The sequence below is a fragment of the Microbacterium ulmi genome (assembly GCF_011759705.1).
GTDB classification, from domain to species: domain Bacteria; phylum Actinomycetota; class Actinomycetes; order Actinomycetales; family Microbacteriaceae; genus Microbacterium; species Microbacterium ulmi.
This window is the reverse complement of the sequence record NZ_JAAOZF010000001.1, coordinates 1,346,875-1,363,043: the sequence shown is the minus strand read 5'-3', so window position 1 is coordinate 1,363,043 and position 16,169 is coordinate 1,346,875. Positions and strand designations below refer to the sequence as shown.

Below are 16,169 nucleotides of genomic sequence, written 5' to 3'. Positions count from 1 at the left end.
GTGCGCCTCGTCATCGCCCGCTGCTCCGTGGACTACACGGGACGCCTCAACGCGCACCTGCCGCTGGCCGTGCGCCTGCTCGTGCACAAGGGCGACGGGAGCCTCCTCGTGCACTCCGACGGCGGCTCGTACAAGCCCCTCAACTGGATGTCGCCTCCCTGCACGCTCACGGTCGAGGCCCCGGATGCCGAGTCCGCCCGCGCGGGAGTCCTCGAGCACTGGCGCGTGACGCACGCGAAGACGGGCGACTCGCTTCTCGTGCGCATCCACGACGTGCTGCACGACTCGTCGCACGAGCTCGGCGTCGACCCGGGGCTGCAGAAGGACGGCGTCGAGGCCGACCTTCAGCGCCTGCTCGCCGAGCAGGTCGAGGTGATCGGTGACGACCTGACGCTCGTCCGCCGCGAGTTCCCCACCGCGATCGGTCCCGTCGATCTTCTCCTGCGCGACCCGGCGGGCGGAACGATCGCCGTCGAGGTCAAGCGCCGAGGCGACATCGACGGCGTCGAGCAGCTCACGCGCTACCTCGAGCTGCTCGGCCGCGACCCGCACCTCGCTCCCGTCACGGGCGTGTTCGCGGCCCAGGAGATCAAGCCGCAGGCGCGGGTGCTCGCCGCGGATCGCGGCATCCGCTGCGTGACCCTCGACTACGAGGGCATGAAGGGCATCGAGTCCGGCGCCCCGCGCCTCTTCTGAGCCGAAGGCATCGTGCGTGCCCGGTCGAGAGCCGCTGTGCGATGGCGCACGCGAGCCGCATAGGCTGGACGGCATGCCGAGTCGATCACCATGGACCTGCATCCTGTGGGATGTCGACGGCACGATCGTGGATGCCTCCGACGGCATCCTTCGCCGGCTCACGGTCGCGCTCGAGCACTTCGGGCGGACGCCCCCGACCCGCGCCGAGCTCGTGCACTGGATCGGCCCCCCGATGTACGAGTCGTTCCAGGTGAACGTCGGCATGACCCCGGAGCAGGCGTCAGAGGCGGTCGCGTTCTACCGCGCGCTCGGCAAGGCCGACGGGTACACGCGAGACGCGAAGCTCTACCCGGGCATGGGCGCTCTGATCGCCGACGTCGCCGCATGCGGCATCCCGCAGGCGACCGCGAGCTCCAAGCCCGAGATCCAGGTCGTCGCCCTCATGGACCACTTCGAGCTCGCGCCGTTCCTCACGGCGACCGTCGGGTCGACCCCCGACGAGAAGACGCTCGCCTCGAAGTCGGACATCGTCGCCGAGGCCTTGCGGCGTCTCACCGCCGCCGGAGCGGACACGAGCCGCCCCGTGCTCGTCGGCGACCGGCATCACGACGTCGAGGGCGGTGCGGCGCGGGGCGTCCCCGTCATCTTCGCGACGTGGGGGTTCAGCTGGCCGCACGAGTCCTCCGGCGCATCCGGCGTCGTCTCGACGGCCGACGAGCTCCGTGCCCTTCTCCTCGTCGACGACCGGCCCGAAGGCGAGGGCGAGAGCCCGGATGCCTGACGCCGTCGCCGCGATCCTGGGGTGGGCCGTCCCCATCGTCGTGGTATTCGGCGTCGCGGCGATCGCGGTCGCCGTCGCGGTGTGGGCAGCCCGCCGCGCGCGGCGCTCGCCCAGGGCGCGAGCGGCCGCCGCCGCCGAGCGCGGCAGGGCGGGAGCCGCCCTCGTGCGCCTCGACGACGCCGTCGACGAGCTCGACCTGGAGGTCGGGCTGTCCGGCGCGCTCTACGGCGGCGGGGCCCCGGCATCCCTCCGTCGCGCGCGCCTCACGGCGCAGCACGTGCGCGACGGGTCCTTCGACGAGTACCGCACGATCGCGGGCGACGACCTCCTTCCCGCCGACGTGAGCCGCGTCGCCGGCCGGATCGAGCGGCGCGCGTCCGAAGCACTCACCGCGATCGACCGCGCGCGCGCTGAGCACCGCGACTGGATGCGCGCGCACGTCTCCGCCGCACAGCAGGTCGGTGCGGCGCGCGCGAGGCTCGCACGCCTGCGCGAGGGGATGGGAGACCCCGCGGCCCTCGTCGCCGAGCTCTCCGCCGCGTACGACGGGGCCGAGTGGCGGACCGCGTCCCGCGCGGCGACCTCCGCCCTCGCAGAGGCAGGCGATGCCGCGCGGATGCTCGACCTCGCCGCTGCGCACGCCGACGATCCCTCGCGCGACGCGCTCGGCGAGCTCGCCGCCGCCGAGCGGTCCCTGCGCGCAGCCGAGGCCGACGCGCGCATCCTCGAAGAGTCCCACCGGCTCGTGTCGCAGGCCGCGCAGGCGCTTCCCACCGAGTTCGCGGCCGCGCGCTCGGCCCTGCGGCAGGCGCTCGCGACGCGCGAGCATCTCGAGCCCGCCGACGCCGAACGGCTCGGCGGCGAGATCCGCGCGGTCGAGAGCGAGCTGACGGCGCTCGAGAAGGATGCCGCGCGCCGCCCGACCCGCACGATCGACGCGATCGCGCGCCTGCGCGACCGGCTCGACCTCGCCCTCGGCGACGCGCGGACGGCCCAGCAGCGCCTGCGGGGCGCGCGCACGGCCCTCCCGGGGACGCTCGCGGCCGCACGCGGCGCGATCGCGCAGGCCGAGGCATCCGTCTCGCACGCCCGCACGAGCGCCGACGCGCGCGTACGCCTCGTCTCGGCGCAGCGCGAGCTCGCGATCGCGCGCCAGGCGCAGGATCCCGTCGACGCGCTCGACGCGGCCCGGCGAGCGATACGCCATGCCGAGGACGCGAAGGCGCTCGCGGACTACGCGCGCCTCGGCGGACGCTGACCGAGCGGCGCCGCGTCAGGCCCGGCCGAGACCCGTGTAGTCCCAGCCCGCGGCCTTCCACGCCGCCGGGTCGAGGACGTTGCGCGCGTCGATGATGTGGCGTCCGCGCACGATCTCTGCGACGTGGACGGGGTCCAGCTCGACGTACTCGGGCCACTCGGTGACGAGCACCGCGAGGTCGGCGTGACGCAGGGCCTCCTCCGTCATCTGCGTGTACAGCAGCTGAGGATGCCGCGTCCGTGCGTTGTCGAGCCCTTCCGGATCGGTCACCACGACGTCGGCGCCCAAGCCCTTGAGCTTGACGGCGACGTCGAGGGCGGGCGAGTCGCGCACGTCGTCGGAGTGCGGCTTGAAGGTGACGCCGAGGACGGCCACCTTCTTGCCCAGCACGGCGCCGTCGAGTGCCTGGACGGCGAGCTCGGCGACCCGGTCTCTGCGGCGCATGTTGATGGCGTCCACCTCCTTGAGGAAGGCGACGGACTCGCCTCGGCCGAGCTCCTCCGCGCGCGCGGTGAAGGCGCGGATGTCCTTGGGGAGGCAGCCGCCGCCGAACCCGACGCCGGCGTTCAGGAAGCGGCGTCCGATGCGGGCATCGTGCCCGATCGCATCGGCGAGCGCCGTGACGTCGGCGCCTGTGACCTCGGCGATCTCGGCCATCGCGTTGATGAACGAGATCTTCGTCGCGAGGAACGCGTTCGCCGCGACCTTCACGAGCTCGGCCGTCGCATAGTCCGTGACGATGCGCGGCGTGCCCGCGGCGAGCGCCTGCGCATACACCTCGTCGAGCTTCGCGACATCCGCCGCATCTCCGACGCCGTAGACGAGCCGGTCCGGCTCGACGGTGTCCTTGACGGCGAAGCCCTCGCGGAGGAACTCGGGGTTCCAGGCGAGGCTCGCACCCGTCCCCGACTGCGCGAGCACGGCCGAGAGCCGCTCAGCCGTGCCGACGGGGACGGTGCTCTTGCCGACGACGAGGTCGCCCTCCGAGAGGAAGGGCAGGAGGCCCTCGATCGCGGCGTCGACGTACGTGAGGTCGGCGGCGTACGAGTCCTTCGACTGGGGCGTTCCGACCGCGACGAAGTGGATGCTCGCGCCGTGGACGGCGGCCAGGTCGGTCGAGAACGTGAGCCGCCCCGACGCGAGGGCCGAGGCGAGCACCTCGGGCAGCCGCGGCTCGAAGAACGGCGCCTTGCCCGCCGCGAGCATCGAGACCTTGGCGGCGTCGATGTCGACCCCGACCACGTCGTGCCCGAGCTCGGCCATCGCCGCGGCATGGACGGCGCCGAGGTAGCCGCATCCGATCACGGAGATCCTCATGCCTGCACCACCGATGTCGTCGCCTCGCCGGCCGGTTCGTTCACTCGTCCTCCTCCTGCGGCCTCGCGCGGAAGCCGTCCCGCGGTGGACCGCGCCGCGTCGCGCCGCCGCCGGGACTGGCGGCGGAAGTCACGATAGGCGCTGAGGGTGCGATCCGCGATCGCGTCCCAGTCCAGCGCCGAGAGATCCGCCGACGCGGGCCTGGGCGCCGAGACGGCCCAGTGCAGCGCGTCGCGGAGGGCCGCGGCATCCAGCTCGCCCGCGTACAGCCGCACCCACTCGTCGCCCAGCTGCTCGCGCAGCTCTCGCAGCGCCCCGAGATCGGGCACGAGGACGGGCCGATCCGCGGAGGCGGCGAGGATCGCGGAGCCCGAGTTCTGGATCTGCGTGTACGGGAGCACGACGAGATCGGACGCCGCGAGCACGAGCGGCACGTCGGCGTCGGGCAGGAAGCGCAGGTCGAGCACGATCCTCGGGTCGGCGCCCGCCGCCGCGCGGATCTCGTCCTCGAGCTCGGGCGGCGACGGATGCCCCGCGACGACCAGGGTCGCGTCGGTGTCGAGCGAGCGGAACACGCGGATGAGGTGCGGCACGTTCTTGTAGCGGCGGATCTGCCCGAGAGTCGAGACCACGGCCCGCTCGGGGTCGAGCCCGAGCCGCCGGCGCGCATCGCGCCGCGAGACGCCGAAGTCGTACGCATCGCGGTAGTGGCCGTGCGGCGTGACGGCGGCCGGCACGTCGCGAAGCGCCGGATAGGCCGTGCGCGCGGCAGCGACGCCCTGCTCGGTCAGGCCGATGATCCCGTCGACGTTGCGCAGCAGCAGGCGCTGCGCGAGCCGCCGCAGCGCGGGCGTCGACCGCTCCTCGTGGCCCGACACGTTGTGCACCGTCCAGATCAGCACCGTTCCGCGGGGGCGCGTGACGCGCAGGGCGCCGTAGAAGAGGGCGAGACGCGCGGCGTGTATGACGCGGCGCGAGCCGGAGAGGAACGACAGGTCGGGCCAGTGCAGGTGCACGACGTCCGTGCGTTCCACGAGGAGGCGCCAGTAGCTCAGGTCGCTCACGTGTGCACCGCGCTTCTCGATCGCCCGATAGAGGTTGCCGTTGTAGGGGTTGGCCTTCTCGGTGCGGAACGCGGGCTCGGCCTGCACGACGAGCGGCGCGGGCCGCGGAACGCGCCCGAACAGCGCGCGCTCGGCGACAGGATAGCCCCGCCGCCATCCGGCGCGCTGCCGCCACGCGACGCGCCACGTGTCGCGCGCGGAGCGGGTCGCGCGCTCGAGCAGGGCCCGCAGCGCGACTCCCGCCTCCAGGAGCAGGATGCCGGCCGTCGCGAGCGGCTCCCGCCACACGGTCCGCAGATAGGTCGCCTTCCCCGCGAGGACCATCGCCATCTTGCGGCCGCTCGACGCGGTCGATCCGCCCACGTCGTGCTGCACGACCGCGTCCGGCACGACGACGGGCCGGTACCCGCGCCGCCGCGCGCGGGCCGAGAACTCGGCATCCTCGCCGTAGAGGAAGAACGTCTCGTCGAGACCCCCGATGCGGTCCCAGTCGGCGCGGCGCGCGAGCAGGAGGCATCCCGTCACGACGGGCACCTCCCGCACGGTGTCGCGCTCCCAGCGGCCGAGCGACTCGGGGTCGAACACGCGCGAGCGGCGGAACGCCGTCGACAGACCCGTCGCGAAGCAGAGCAGCGACCACACGCTCGGCGCGCCCCAGCACGACGACGGGTCGACGCTGCCGTCCTCGCGCACGGTCCGCCCGCCGTACAGCCCGTGCCCGGGGTGCGCCTGCGCGAACGCGAGGAGCGCCTCGATCGAGCCGGGGAAGACCGACGCGTCGGGGTTGAGGAGCAGGACCCACTCGGCGTCCGAGCTCGCGACGCCGCGGTTGACGCCGCGTGCGAAGCCCAGGTTCTCACCCGCAGCCACGACGGTCGCCTCGGGATGCCGCGCACGGATCGCGTCGACGCTGCCGTCGGTCGAGCCGTTGTCGACGAGCACGACGCCCAGCCCCGGCATCCCGATCCGCTCCAGCGAGGCGAGGCATTCGAGCGTGCGTTCGCGCGTGTTGTAGTTGACGATCACGACGTCGAGCGTCGTCATGCCGCCTCCCCGGCGGACCGCGCGAGCGCCGCAGGCGTGGCGCCCGGCCGCCAGCCGATGATCCGCGCCGGCACGCCGCCCGCGATCGCGTCGGCCGGGACGTCCTTCGTCACGACGGCGCCGGCGGCGATGATCGCGCCGTCGCCGATCGTGACGCCCGCGAGCACGACGACGCCGGCTCCCAGCCACGTGCCTGCGCCGATGACGATGTCCTGCTCGCGCTTGGGCTGGTCCATGGGCGGCACGCCGCTCGCGATGCCGTAGTTGGACGCGGTCAGCGTGACGCGCGGCGCGAGCAGCGCCTTCTCGCCCAGGATGATGCGGCCGCTCGTGTTGCCCGCCCACACGATCGAGTACTCGCCGATGTGCGTGCCCGCGCCGATCTCGATGCGCTCCGCGTTGCGGAACGAGACGTTGGGCGCGAACGAGACGGCCGAGCCCCGCGTGAGCCGACGCACCTGGCGCACGTGCGCGTACCCGTAGAAGTGCAGGATGCGCAGACCGTGCAGGTACACCCTGGGGTCCAGCACCGACAGCGCGGCCTTGAGCGCCTTCTTCATGCCGCGGCCTCCTCCGCCGTCTGCGACCGCTCGCCGGCGGTGCGGGCTGCGCCCGTCAGTCCTGCCGCGACGGCGGCCGCCATCCGGTCGACGTCGAGCTCGAGTCGGCTGATGACCGTGACCGACAGCGTCTCGGCGTAGACCGTCGCGAAGACCGAGATCTCGCTGCGCGGATCGCCCGCGGGAATGATCGCGACGTGCCGGACGAGCGCGTCGCCGAACCACACGGGGTGCTCCGCCAGCGGCATGAGCGTCGCGTATCCGACGAGACGCCCGGCCGCCGCCTGCACCTCCTCGCCCTTCACGACGGCGCGCACGATGGCGCGCACCGAGGCGACGCGGGCCGCGAGGTCGGCTCCCGGCTCGCCGTGCGCGCGGACCATCGAGACGTGGTTGCGGACGTCGCCGCCCGCGCCGCCCCGCCGATGCGACACGGGCACGAGCACGTCGACGCCGCGATCGTCGTCGTCCACTGCGCTCATCGCCGCGGCGACGAGCAGGTCGTTGAGCGAGCCGCGCAGGCGCGCCGCCTGGCGCGCCGCGGGCGAGGCGGGCACCTCGAACACCGACAGGTGTGTCGGCGGGAGGAAGACGGCACGCAGGCCCCTGCGGCGGATCCAGTACTCCCTCGCGAACCGCGCGTTGCGGCCCGCGAGCCGCTTGACCCGTTTGAGGAACGGCTTGCGCCAGTACTCCCGCCACGCATCGGCACCGATCGGGTGGGCGCGCAGGAACGCGCGCAGAGCGTGCACCGGCACGGCGAGCGACGTGCGCGGAGCGCGCCCCGGCACGTCGAATCCGACCGACGGATCGGGCGCGGACGGCTCGGCGCTCGTGACGCGCTGGATGACGCTGAAACCCCACTGCCCGTCTCCCACGACGTGGTGCATGCGCGAGCCGAGGGCGATCTCGCCGCTGGACAGAGATGTGAACCGGATGTCCCACAGCGGCCGGTCGATCGGCAGCACGGGCCCGCCGAAGCCGGCGAGCGATCGCAGCGTGTCGTCCGTGAGCTCGGCATCCTCGTCGTCGAAGGTCACCTGCAGCGCGGGGTCGAATCCCGCCACGGGGACCCACGCGGGGGTCGTGATCCCCAGCGGCGACATCATGAGCCTCAGGGAGAACTCGGGCACGCGCGCGAGCGACGTGCGAACCTGGGCGAGCAGTCGTGCACGGTCGAGGCGTCCGTCGGGGAGACGGAACGGCTCGCCGTCGAGCACGAGCACGGCACCGGTATGGGCGGCCTCGTACGCGATGCTCGTGCTGATGTTCTGCTCGTCCAGCGTGCGGACGAGATCGAGGTGGACGGGAGTGCTCATGCGACGGCTCCTTCCGCGAGCAGGACGGGCATGCGCGTCGGCTCCCACGGGGGAACGAAGCGCTCGGCGAACAGCGGGATGCGGCGCGTGTCCCACGCGCCCTCGGCGAGCCCGGCGAGCAGGGCCCGATCGTGCGACGAGTCGCGGCGGGAGCCGAGGATCCTTCGGGTGGTCCTGCCCACGAGGATCCAGCCGAGACGGATGCCGAGCCACGGGTCGAGCCGCATCCACTTCCCGACGAGCGCGCCCAGGCCCCTGCCGTATCCGCGATACAGCTCGACGTAGGCGTCGCCGACGCGCGTGTTGGCGTGGAGCACGACGGCGTCGCCCTCGTGCTCCACGACCCCGCCCGCGCGCAGAACGCGGATGAAGATGTCGAGGTCCTCCGCGCCGGCGTGGCGCTGCCCCGCTCCGAGCACGTCGTCGAAGCCGCCCAGGCGCAGCAGGACCTCGCGGCGGAACGCCATGACGGCGCCGTGGCCTGCATCGAGGCCGCTGATGGGCCTCTCGTATCGCTCGGGGCGCGAATAGGGCGCATCGAGCCCGGTCGTGTGGTCGAGCATGCGACCGGTCACCGCGAGGACCGCGGGATCGTCGAACCGGTCGCAGAGCCGCTCGATCCAGCCGGCCTTCGGGCGGCAGTCGTCGTCGGTGAAGACGACGAGAGATCGCGACGCCGTCGTGATGCCGACGTTGCGGGCGACGCTCAGTCCGCGCCCCGACCGCACGCACGCCACGCCCGCCTCCGCGGCTACCCGGCGCGTGCCGTCGCCGTCGCTCGCGCTGTCGACCACGAGCACGTCGGTCTCGGGCGGGGTCGCGGACTCGATCGCCGAGATCGCCGCGCGCAGCATGTCCTCCCTGTTGCGGGAGCAGACGACGACCGTCACGTCAGCGGGGGTCGGCATGTCGCACCCCCTCCGTCTCGATCGCGGCGCGGTACGCGGCGACGAGCTGCTCGGCGGCGGCGTCCCACGTGAGCTCGGGGGCGTGCGCGAGCGCCGCGGCACTGAGACGGGCGAGCTCGCCGCGATCGGTCGCGAGGAGGTCGAGCTGGCTCGTGAGCGTCGCGACGTCTCCCGGCTCGTGCAGGAGCCCGTGCACCCCGTCGTCGACGACGGCTCCCGCGGCCGTCGACACGAGGGGGACGCATCCCATGGCCTGCGCCTCGTAGGTCACAAGCGCGCTGCCCTCCTCGACGGTCGGCAGCAGGACGACGTCCGCCGCCGCGAGCGCCGCCTCGACCTCGCGGCTGAACCCGACGACGCGGACGCTCGGATGGTCGAGCAGGTCGGCGATCGCGGCGGAATACGCGGGCAGCAGCCGGCCGACGATCGTGAACGAGCCGTCGGTGCTCGCGCTCGATGCGCGCCACGCCGCGAGCGCGTGATGCAGCCCCTTGCGCGGCTCGCCGAGGCCGACGTACACGGCGCGCAGCGGCCCCGGCCGGTCGCTGCGGACGCGGGCGCGGCGGCCGCTCGGCCGGTAGCCGTAGCGGTGGCGGAAGACGCGCTCCGGCGCGAACCCCTCCGCGACGAACGAGTCCGCGACGGCGGCTGAGGGGGCCAGGATGCCGGTCGCGGCATCCCACTCCTCCTGCTCCATCCGCAGGTGCGCGGCGTCAGGGGAGTGCGCCGTGCGATCGGGGCGGATGCCGAGCGAGCCGACCTCGTGCGCGACAGCGCGCCACGCGCGCTCCGTGTGGGTGTTCGGCGCTTCGCGCAGGGCCGGGATGCCGGCATCCCTCGCCGCGCGGGCCGTGAGGCCGGGCGCGAGCGGCCACAGGTGCACGACGTCGACGGGCGTGCGGTCGAGGCGATGCCTGGCGACCGCGTCGTGCCACGCGAAGGCGCGATCACGGCCGATCGCACGGTGCGGCACGCGCAGCGCGCCTTGCGACAGCGACGTCGTGACGGAGGCGGCGCCGATGACGGGTCGTGCGATGCTCGCGGCGACGACGTGGACCTCATGGCCGGCGCGGACGAGCGAGTCGACCTGGTTCCAGGCGGTCCAGCCGATGCCTGGCGCGCCGAGAGCGTGCGGAAAAGTGTGGAGCACTCGCATCCGACCCCCCGACTGGCCAGAGAGGCGAGGCGACTCCCCGCCCCATCGCCTGAAAGACACTGTGCGCGGGCCGCGAGCCGCCGTGCAAGCGGCGGCGGGCTCTCTCACCGAAATGTCGCGAGCTCTTAACACTCCGGCAACGTGAGAGCGTCCGCGGCGTCTCAGGATGAGAGCAGGGAAGCGGGATGCGTCATCCGCTCTTCCCGTCTCGCCACCGGCGGCAGCGTGTTCGACTCGCCCCGGTCGGGGCGCGGCAGGGAGAGCATCATGGACACACCGAAGTACCTTCAGGTCCTGTGGAGCAGCAAGTGGCTCCTGGTCGCAGGAGCTGTCGTCGCGGCGGTCGCCGCCTTCTTCGCAGGGTTCACCTTCGTCGACGGCGAGCTCGAGCCGCGGGCCGAGCAGGAGTACACGGCCCAGACGACGCTGCTCGTCTCGAGTCCGAGCGCGGGGCCGTATCAGGCGGTCATGCCGGGTCAGACGCTCGTCGAGGGCCAGACCCAGCCGCAGCAGCTCGACCTCACTACGAAGGCGATCCTGTACGCCTACGTGATCAGCGGCGACGAGCTGCGCAAGGATGTCGAGGCCGAGGTCGGCGAGCTGCTCGACACCGACGGGCTCACCGCCGTGCAGCGGACGACGCAGCCCAGCGGCAACGAGGAGTTCCCCGGGCGCTACTCGCTGCCGATCGTGTCGGTCGTCGGCACGTCGCTCGATCCCGACAGGGCCGAGGAGATCTCACGGACGGCGGCCTCGCTCTTCGAGGCGCAGGTCCTCGCGGAGCAGGATGCCGCGCAGCTCGCGTCGGCCGATCGCGTCGTCGTGACCACGATCGACGCGGGAGCGGCGGAGGAGGTCGACGGGAGCAACCCCGCGATCCCTCTCGTGATCACATTCCTGGGGGTGTTCCTCCTCTTCGTCGCCGCCGCCTACGTGATCGCGGGCGCGCGGTCGTCGCGTCGTCGTCGCGCTGCCACGACGACAGCCGACTCGAGCGACGAGCCGGACGGGGCGGCCGCCGAGTCGAGCGACTCGAGCGACTCGAGCGATTCGGGCGACTCGGGCGACCGTCCCCGAGCGCACCGGTCACGGCGGCGCACGCCCGCACCGGAGGATGAGCCCGTCGCCCCCGAGCCCCAGCCCGAGCCCGCCTACGTCGGCTGACCCTCGTGGAGACCGAGACGCTCCCCCCTCGGGAGGCCGCCGGGGCGGAGCCCGCTCCGCCTGCCGCGGTCAGGGCCCAGAGTCCGGCGACGCAGCTCGTCGCCGGACTCGTCCTTGCGGCGGTGGCCCTCGCGTCGGTGGTGCTCCTGCCCCCCGTGGTGGCGGGAGCCGTGCTGCTGGCCGTCTCGGTGCTGTATCTCGCGCGGGCACTCGTCCTCTCGTGGGTCGGGGGTCTCGCGATCCTCGTCGCGGTGATCATGTTCGTCCCCGTGCGGCGGTACGCCCTGCCGATCCCTCTTCCCTTCCAGCTGGAGCCGTACCGGCTCGTGCTCGTGCTGCTCCTGGTCGCGGTCGCGGCGGCGCTCCTGCTCGACCGGGCGCGACGGTGGCAGCCCGTCGCCTTCGGATGGCCGATCGGCATCTTCGTCGCGACGCTCGTGGTCTCGATCATCGCCAACGGCACATCGCTCGTGGAGGACGCGCTCGCCTCGACGGCCGTGGGCGCTCTCGTCAACTCGCTCCTGATGCTCTCGACGTTCTACATCGTGCGACAGCTCTTGACGACGGAGCGCATCGTCATGGGGCTCGCGACGGGACTCGTGTGGTGCGGCGTCGTCGTCGCGGTGTTCGCCGTCTTCGAGCGCGTCACGCGCGTCAACGTCTTCTGGCGGCTTGCGACCGTCCTGCCGCTCGACGTCATCGCCGACGAAGGCGCCGCCTTCCGCGCGGGAGGGTATCGCTCGTACGGCTCGGCGCAGCATCCGATCGCCCTCTCCGTCGTGCTGTGCATGCTCATCCCCCTCGCGATCTACCTCGCCGCGTACGCACGACGCCCCTCGAACGGATGGACGCGCCGCATCGTCTACGGCGCGGCGACGGGCGTGCTCCTGCTGGGCGTGCTCACCGCCGTCTCACGCACGGCCGTCGTCGTCCTCGGGGTCATGCTCGTCATGACCCTGGTCCTGCGTCCGCGTCTCGGGTTCGCGCTCGTCGGGCTCGCGGCGCCGGCGCTCCTCGTCGGCGCCGTCGTCGCGCCCAAGGTCTTCGAGACCCTGCTCGGCTCGTTCCTCGACCTCGACTCGCTCATCGCGTCGCAGCAGACGTCGGCCGGATGGGGCGGCGCCGGCCGCATCGCCGATCTCGGGCCCGCGTTCGCGCAGGCGGCCGCACACCCGTTCTTCGGAACCGGGGTCGGCAGCCGAATCGTCATCGGCGAGAACAGGAACGCGTTCATCCTCGACAATCAGGTGCTCGGCACGCTCCTGGAGGCCGGGGCCGTCGGGGTCATCGGGCTCGCCGCCCTCGTCCTGGTGCCGCCGATCCTGCTGCTGCGGTGGGCGTTCACGACGTCGCGATCCGATGCGCGCTACGCGTTCTTCGCGTTCGCCGTCGCCGTGGCCTGCAGCGGCTACGTCGCCGCACTGTTCTTCTACGACGCCTTCGGCTTCTACCAGGCCTTCTTCGTGTTCTGCATGCTTCTCGCGATCGGCGCGTGGCTGCTCACCGCGAGTCCGCCCGCCGCCCGCCGACTCGCTGCGGAGGTCGCGTGACGGCGATCATGAGCGTCGTCGTCCCGGCGCACGACGAAGGGCCTCTCGTGCGCCGGACCCTCGAGCGGATGCTGGGCAGCGCCGCCGCAGGAGAGTTCGACGTCGTGGTGGTCGCCAACGGGTGCAGCGACGACACGGCGGTCCAGGCCGCTCTCCCCGGCGTCCGGGTCGTCGAGATCGCGGAGCGGTCCAAGACGGCCGCGCTCGACGCGGGCGACGCCGTCTCCTCCACGTTCCCCCGCGCGTACGTCGACGCCGACGTCGATATCTCCACCGACGCGCTGCGAGCCGTCGCGCGCGCGCTGTCGGCCGAGTCCGATGCACGCGTCGCGGCCCCTCGGCTGCGGGTCGACGCATCCTCCAGCTCGGCGCCCGTGCGTGCGTATTACGCGATCTGGGCGCTCTCGGAGTATCGCGCGGCCGGCCACGTCGGCTCGGGCTTCTACGCTGTGAACGCGGCGGGGCGCGAGCGCTGGGGGCGGTTTCCCGGCGTAATCGCCGACGACAGGTTCGTCCAGCAGCGCTTCCTCCCGGATGAACGGCTCTGCCTCGAGGAGCACTCCTTCACGGTGCAGGCATCGCGCGACATGGCGACGCACATCGCGAGGGGCGCGCGGATCGAACGCGGCAACGCCGAGCTGCCGGCATCCGCGCAGCTCGCGGAGCAGGCGACGGCGGGACGCCGGTACACGACTCTCCTCGCGCGCGTGGCGACGCGCCCCCTGCTGTGGCCGTGCCTGCCGTTCTACGTGTACGGCTTCGGCGCCGCGAAGCTCCAGGCCCGGCGCTCGGCTGGAGCGACGGCGTGGGCCCGCGACGAGTCGGTGCGGACGGCGGCACGAGCATGACGCCGACGGGGGGCCTCAGCCACCGCGCGTCGCGGGGCGCGATGGTGACGGCGAGCGGGCTCTGGCTCAAGACCCTCATCCAGCTCGGCTCGACGATGCTGCTCGCGCGCCTGCTCGACCCCGCCGACTTCGGTCTCGTCGCGATGGTCATGGCGATCGTGGGGGTCGCCGACCTCGTGCGCGACTTCGGGATGACGGGGGCGATCCTGCAGGCGCGAAGCCTCACGCCGCGGCAGTGGTCGGGGCTCATGTGGTTCTCCGTGCTGCTCGGCGGCGGCCTCATGGTCGCCGTCGCGGCGTCGGCGCCCCTGCTGGCGGCCCTCTACCGCGAGGACCGGCTCATCGTGCTCACTCTCGCGATCGCCCCCACGCTGCTGATCAACGGCATCGCGATGCCGATGCAGGCCCGCGTGCAGCGCGAGCTCCGCTTCGGGACCCTCGCGCAGATCGATGTCGTCGCGATGGCCCTCGGCGTCGCGCTGTCGATCGTCGCTGCACTCCTCGGCTGGGGCGTGTGGTCGCTCGTCGTGCTCGCGGGCTCGGGCCAGATCTACCGGCTGATCGCGCTGTGGATCGCGGCGAAGCCGCCGTGGGAGCGACCGCGGCTGCGCAGCGGCATCCGTCCCTTCGTCACGACGGGCGGGAGCATCTTCGGGGTGCAGCTGCTCAACTACGCGGCGCGCAACCTCGACAACGTCGTGATCGGGCAGCAGCTGGGTCCGGCGGCCCTCGGCCAGTACTCGCGCGCGTACGCCCTCTTCCTGCTTCCGCAGCAGCAGCTGACGGCGCCGCTCGGCCGCGTCGCGCTCCCCGTGCTGGCCTCGCTGCAGGACGATCCCGATCGGTACCGGCGCTACGTCCGCGGGTCGCTGACCGTGCTCGGCTACCTGTCTCTGCCGACGTACGCGATCGCGTCCGCCGTCGCGGCGCCGCTCATGCTCGTGCTCCTCGGCCCCGGATGGGACCAGGCCGCGCAGGTCTTCGCGCTCCTCGCGATAGCGGGAGCCGCGCAGGGGATCGGCAACGTCCAGGGCTGGCTGTACATCACGCTCGGCCGCGCGCACCGTCAGCTCGTCTACTTCCTCATCACGAAGCCGATCGTCATCGCGCTGTTCTTCGTCGGCATCTGGTGGAACGGGCTCGTCGGTCTCGCCCTTCTGTACGGCCTCGCGACGGTCCTCGTCGACGTCGTGCCGGGATTCGCGGTCGCCATCCGCGGCACGTTCGTCCGCGGGTGGGCCGACGTCGCGCAGCCGCTCCTGCGGCCGCTCCTGCTCGTGCCGTTCGCCTACGCGGCGGCGGTCGGCGCCGTCGCGGCCTCCGCGGGCCTGGCCGCGCCGCTGCAGGTCGTGGCGGGCGGACTGGCCGGCGTGGTCGTGATGGCGGGCGCGTCGCTGCTGCCGCCGTTCCGCCGCGACTACCGCATGATGTTCGACTTCGTGCGGCAGGCGCGGACTCCGCGTCGTGCTCAGGATGCCGCGCCCGCCGCGGACACGCCGGTCGACGCGGAGGCCCCGCTGCTGGGGGCGACCGAGCCGACGCAGTCCGAGGTGACCGCGTTGGTGTCCGCCGAGCTCGACGAGGCGCGGAAGGAGCTGCGCGGATGAGGCCCCGCCCCAGCGGCGCTCCGGCCCTGACGGTCCTGCTGCTCGCGACCGTGCTCGCGGTCGCCGGATGCGCCCCGCAGCCTGCGGACGCCGGCTCCCCGCCGTCGGCGGAGCCGTCGGCATCGGCATCCTTCGTCCCCGGCTCGCTCGTCGTCATCGGCGACTCCATGTCGCTCGGCGTCGCGTCGTGCGGCGCCCCCGAGCCGTGCCTGGACGCATCATGGGCCGTCGGAACCGATCCCTCCGTCGACTCGATCTCCCAGCGCCTGACCTCGCGCACGGGCACGGCGCCCGCGACCGCGGCGATCGCGCAGCTCGGGGCGGGCGTGTCGTTCGCCGACGCCGCGGTCGACTCGCTCTCGCAGAAGGAGGCCGACCTCGTGCTCGTACTCCTGGGCGCGAACGACGCGTGCACGTCGTCGATGGACGCCGTCACGTCGGCTGACGACTTCGCGGCCGGCTACGCGGCGCTTCTGACCGGCGTGCGGCAGGCCGCACCGGAAGCGCGCATCGTGGCGTTCTCGGTGCCCGACCTGCTCCGGCTGTGGGAGCTCGGCCGCGACGACCCCGCGATCGCGAAGGCGTGGGGCGCGAGTCCCTCGTGCCGGTCCCTTCTCGGGAACGCGGATTCGGATGCCGCGGCCGACGTCGCGCGCCGCGCGGAGATCGGCGCGCTGCTCGACGCGTACGACGACGCGATCGCTCGCGCATGCGCCGCGACGGCCGGCTGCACGTTCGACGACGGCGCGGTGCATGGCGTCGTCTTCCAGGACGACGACGTGTCTGAGGTCGACCATTTCCACGCCTCGCGCGCAGGTCAGGCGACGCTCGCGGCCGCCGCATGGCCGGCCGTCGAGCAGGCCCTCGGGGGCTGAACCGCGACTCGCCGGACACTCC

General features: G+C 73.1%; 14 protein-coding genes. 8 read left to right on the top strand and 6 right to left on the bottom strand.

All coding sequences use genetic code 11. The annotated features are described in order from the left end of the window. The 3 genes from nucS (at nt 1) to FHS08_RS06580 (ending at nt 2,735) form a co-directional block, all read left to right on the top strand. The gene (gene nucS / locus FHS08_RS06590) at nt 1–696 is read left to right on the top strand and encodes an endonuclease NucS (RefSeq protein ID WP_167036930.1); all 696 of its coding nucleotides are present in this window, start codon (nt 1–3) and stop codon (nt 694–696) included. A 73-nt stretch (nt 697–769) separates the two neighbouring features. Further along, nucleotides 770–1,477, top strand: a complete 708-nt coding sequence (locus tag FHS08_RS06585; protein WP_167036927.1) for an HAD hydrolase-like protein — start codon at nt 770–772, stop codon at nt 1,475–1,477. Then, on the top strand, nt 1,470–2,735 hold the full coding sequence (locus FHS08_RS06580) for a hypothetical protein (RefSeq protein WP_167036924.1): 1,266 nt from the start codon (nt 1,470–1,472) through the stop codon (nt 2,733–2,735). Before FHS08_RS06585 ends, FHS08_RS06580 begins: the two co-directional genes overlap by 8 nt. A 15-nt stretch (nt 2,736–2,750) precedes the next feature. Here FHS08_RS06580 and FHS08_RS06575 read toward each other — a convergent pair whose 3' ends face one another. The 6 genes from FHS08_RS06575 to FHS08_RS06550 are packed head-to-tail and all read right to left on the bottom strand — an operon-like array spanning nt 2,751 to nt 10,103. Beyond that, nucleotides 2,751–4,052, bottom strand: coding sequence for a UDP-glucose dehydrogenase family protein (locus FHS08_RS06575; RefSeq protein WP_167036921.1), 1,302 nt, complete (start codon nt 4,050–4,052; stop codon nt 2,751–2,753). After that, nucleotides 4,049–6,160 (bottom strand): glycosyltransferase, encoded by a 2,112-nt coding sequence (locus FHS08_RS06570; protein WP_167036918.1) that lies wholly within the window; start codon nt 6,158–6,160, stop codon nt 4,049–4,051. Before FHS08_RS06570 ends, FHS08_RS06575 begins: the two co-directional genes overlap by 4 nt. Continuing rightward, entirely contained in the window at nt 6,157–6,720 is a 564-nt protein-coding gene (locus FHS08_RS06565; protein ID WP_167036914.1) for an acyltransferase, read from the bottom strand. Before FHS08_RS06565 ends, FHS08_RS06570 begins: the two co-directional genes overlap by 4 nt. Then, entirely contained in the window at nt 6,717–8,039 is a 1,323-nt protein-coding gene (locus FHS08_RS06560; RefSeq protein ID WP_167036911.1) for a wax ester/triacylglycerol synthase domain-containing protein, read from the bottom strand. Before FHS08_RS06560 ends, FHS08_RS06565 begins: the two co-directional genes overlap by 4 nt. Continuing rightward, nucleotides 8,036–8,947: a glycosyltransferase family 2 protein gene (locus FHS08_RS06555; protein ID WP_167036908.1), complete on the bottom strand. Its 912-nt coding sequence runs from the start codon at nt 8,945–8,947 to the stop codon at nt 8,036–8,038. Before FHS08_RS06555 ends, FHS08_RS06560 begins: the two co-directional genes overlap by 4 nt. Continuing rightward, nucleotides 8,931–10,103: a glycosyltransferase family 4 protein gene (locus FHS08_RS06550; RefSeq protein ID WP_167036905.1), complete on the bottom strand. Its 1,173-nt coding sequence runs from the start codon at nt 10,101–10,103 to the stop codon at nt 8,931–8,933. Before FHS08_RS06550 ends, FHS08_RS06555 begins: the two co-directional genes overlap by 17 nt. A gap of 267 nt (nt 10,104–10,370) precedes the next feature. Between FHS08_RS06550 and FHS08_RS06545 the strand changes: the two genes are divergently transcribed. From FHS08_RS06545 to FHS08_RS06525, 5 genes are read left to right on the top strand one after another with little or no spacing between them, the layout of a single operon-like run. Next, nucleotides 10,371–11,267 carry a hypothetical protein gene (locus FHS08_RS06545; RefSeq protein WP_167036902.1) on the top strand — a complete coding sequence of 299 codons (897 nt, stop codon included), beginning with the start codon at nt 10,371–10,373 and terminating at the stop codon, nt 11,265–11,267. 5 nt (nt 11,268–11,272) lie between these two features. Continuing rightward, on the top strand, nt 11,273–12,817 hold the full coding sequence (locus FHS08_RS06540; RefSeq protein ID WP_167036899.1) for an O-antigen ligase family protein: 1,545 nt from the start codon (nt 11,273–11,275) through the stop codon (nt 12,815–12,817). Further along, complete coding sequence (locus tag FHS08_RS06535) at nt 12,814–13,665, top strand: glycosyltransferase (RefSeq protein ID WP_167036896.1); 852 nt, start codon at nt 12,814–12,816, stop codon at nt 13,663–13,665. The genes FHS08_RS06540 and FHS08_RS06535 overlap by 4 nt, the downstream gene beginning before the upstream one ends. After that, nucleotides 13,662–15,272: a lipopolysaccharide biosynthesis protein gene (locus FHS08_RS06530; protein ID WP_167036893.1), complete on the top strand. Its 1,611-nt coding sequence runs from the start codon at nt 13,662–13,664 to the stop codon at nt 15,270–15,272. Before FHS08_RS06535 ends, FHS08_RS06530 begins: the two co-directional genes overlap by 4 nt. After that, complete coding sequence (locus FHS08_RS06525) at nt 15,269–16,147, top strand: SGNH/GDSL hydrolase family protein (RefSeq protein ID WP_167036890.1); 879 nt, start codon at nt 15,269–15,271, stop codon at nt 16,145–16,147. The genes FHS08_RS06530 and FHS08_RS06525 overlap by 4 nt, the downstream gene beginning before the upstream one ends. The last annotated feature ends 22 nt before the right edge of the window (nt 16,148–16,169 follow it).

What these genes read in the sequence shown, in the direction of transcription:
- FHS08_RS06585 (WP_167036927.1), top strand. Translation starts at nt 770, where the DNA reads ATGCCGAGTCGATCACCATGGACCTGCATCCTGTGGGATGTCGACGGC.
- FHS08_RS06580 (WP_167036924.1), top strand. Translation starts at nt 1,470, where the DNA reads ATGCCTGACGCCGTCGCCGCGATCCTGGGGTGGGCCGTCCCCATCGTC.
- FHS08_RS06575 (WP_167036921.1), bottom strand. Translation starts at nt 4,052, where the DNA reads ATGAGGATCTCCGTGATCGGATGCGGCTACCTCGGCGCCGTCCATGCC.
- FHS08_RS06570 (WP_167036918.1), bottom strand. Translation starts at nt 6,160, where the DNA reads ATGACGACGCTCGACGTCGTGATCGTCAACTACAACACGCGCGAACGC.
- FHS08_RS06565 (WP_167036914.1), bottom strand. Translation starts at nt 6,720, where the DNA reads ATGAAGAAGGCGCTCAAGGCCGCGCTGTCGGTGCTGGACCCCAGGGTG.
- FHS08_RS06560 (WP_167036911.1), bottom strand. Translation starts at nt 8,039, where the DNA reads ATGAGCACTCCCGTCCACCTCGATCTCGTCCGCACGCTGGACGAGCAG.
- FHS08_RS06555 (WP_167036908.1), bottom strand. Translation starts at nt 8,947, where the DNA reads ATGCCGACCCCCGCTGACGTGACGGTCGTCGTCTGCTCCCGCAACAGG.
- FHS08_RS06550 (WP_167036905.1), bottom strand. Translation starts at nt 10,103, where the DNA reads ATGCGAGTGCTCCACACTTTTCCGCACGCTCTCGGCGCGCCAGGCATC.
- FHS08_RS06545 (WP_167036902.1), top strand. Translation starts at nt 10,371, where the DNA reads ATGGACACACCGAAGTACCTTCAGGTCCTGTGGAGCAGCAAGTGGCTC.
- FHS08_RS06530 (WP_167036893.1), top strand. Translation starts at nt 13,662, where the DNA reads ATGACGCCGACGGGGGGCCTCAGCCACCGCGCGTCGCGGGGCGCGATG.
- FHS08_RS06525 (WP_167036890.1), top strand. Translation starts at nt 15,269, where the DNA reads ATGAGGCCCCGCCCCAGCGGCGCTCCGGCCCTGACGGTCCTGCTGCTC.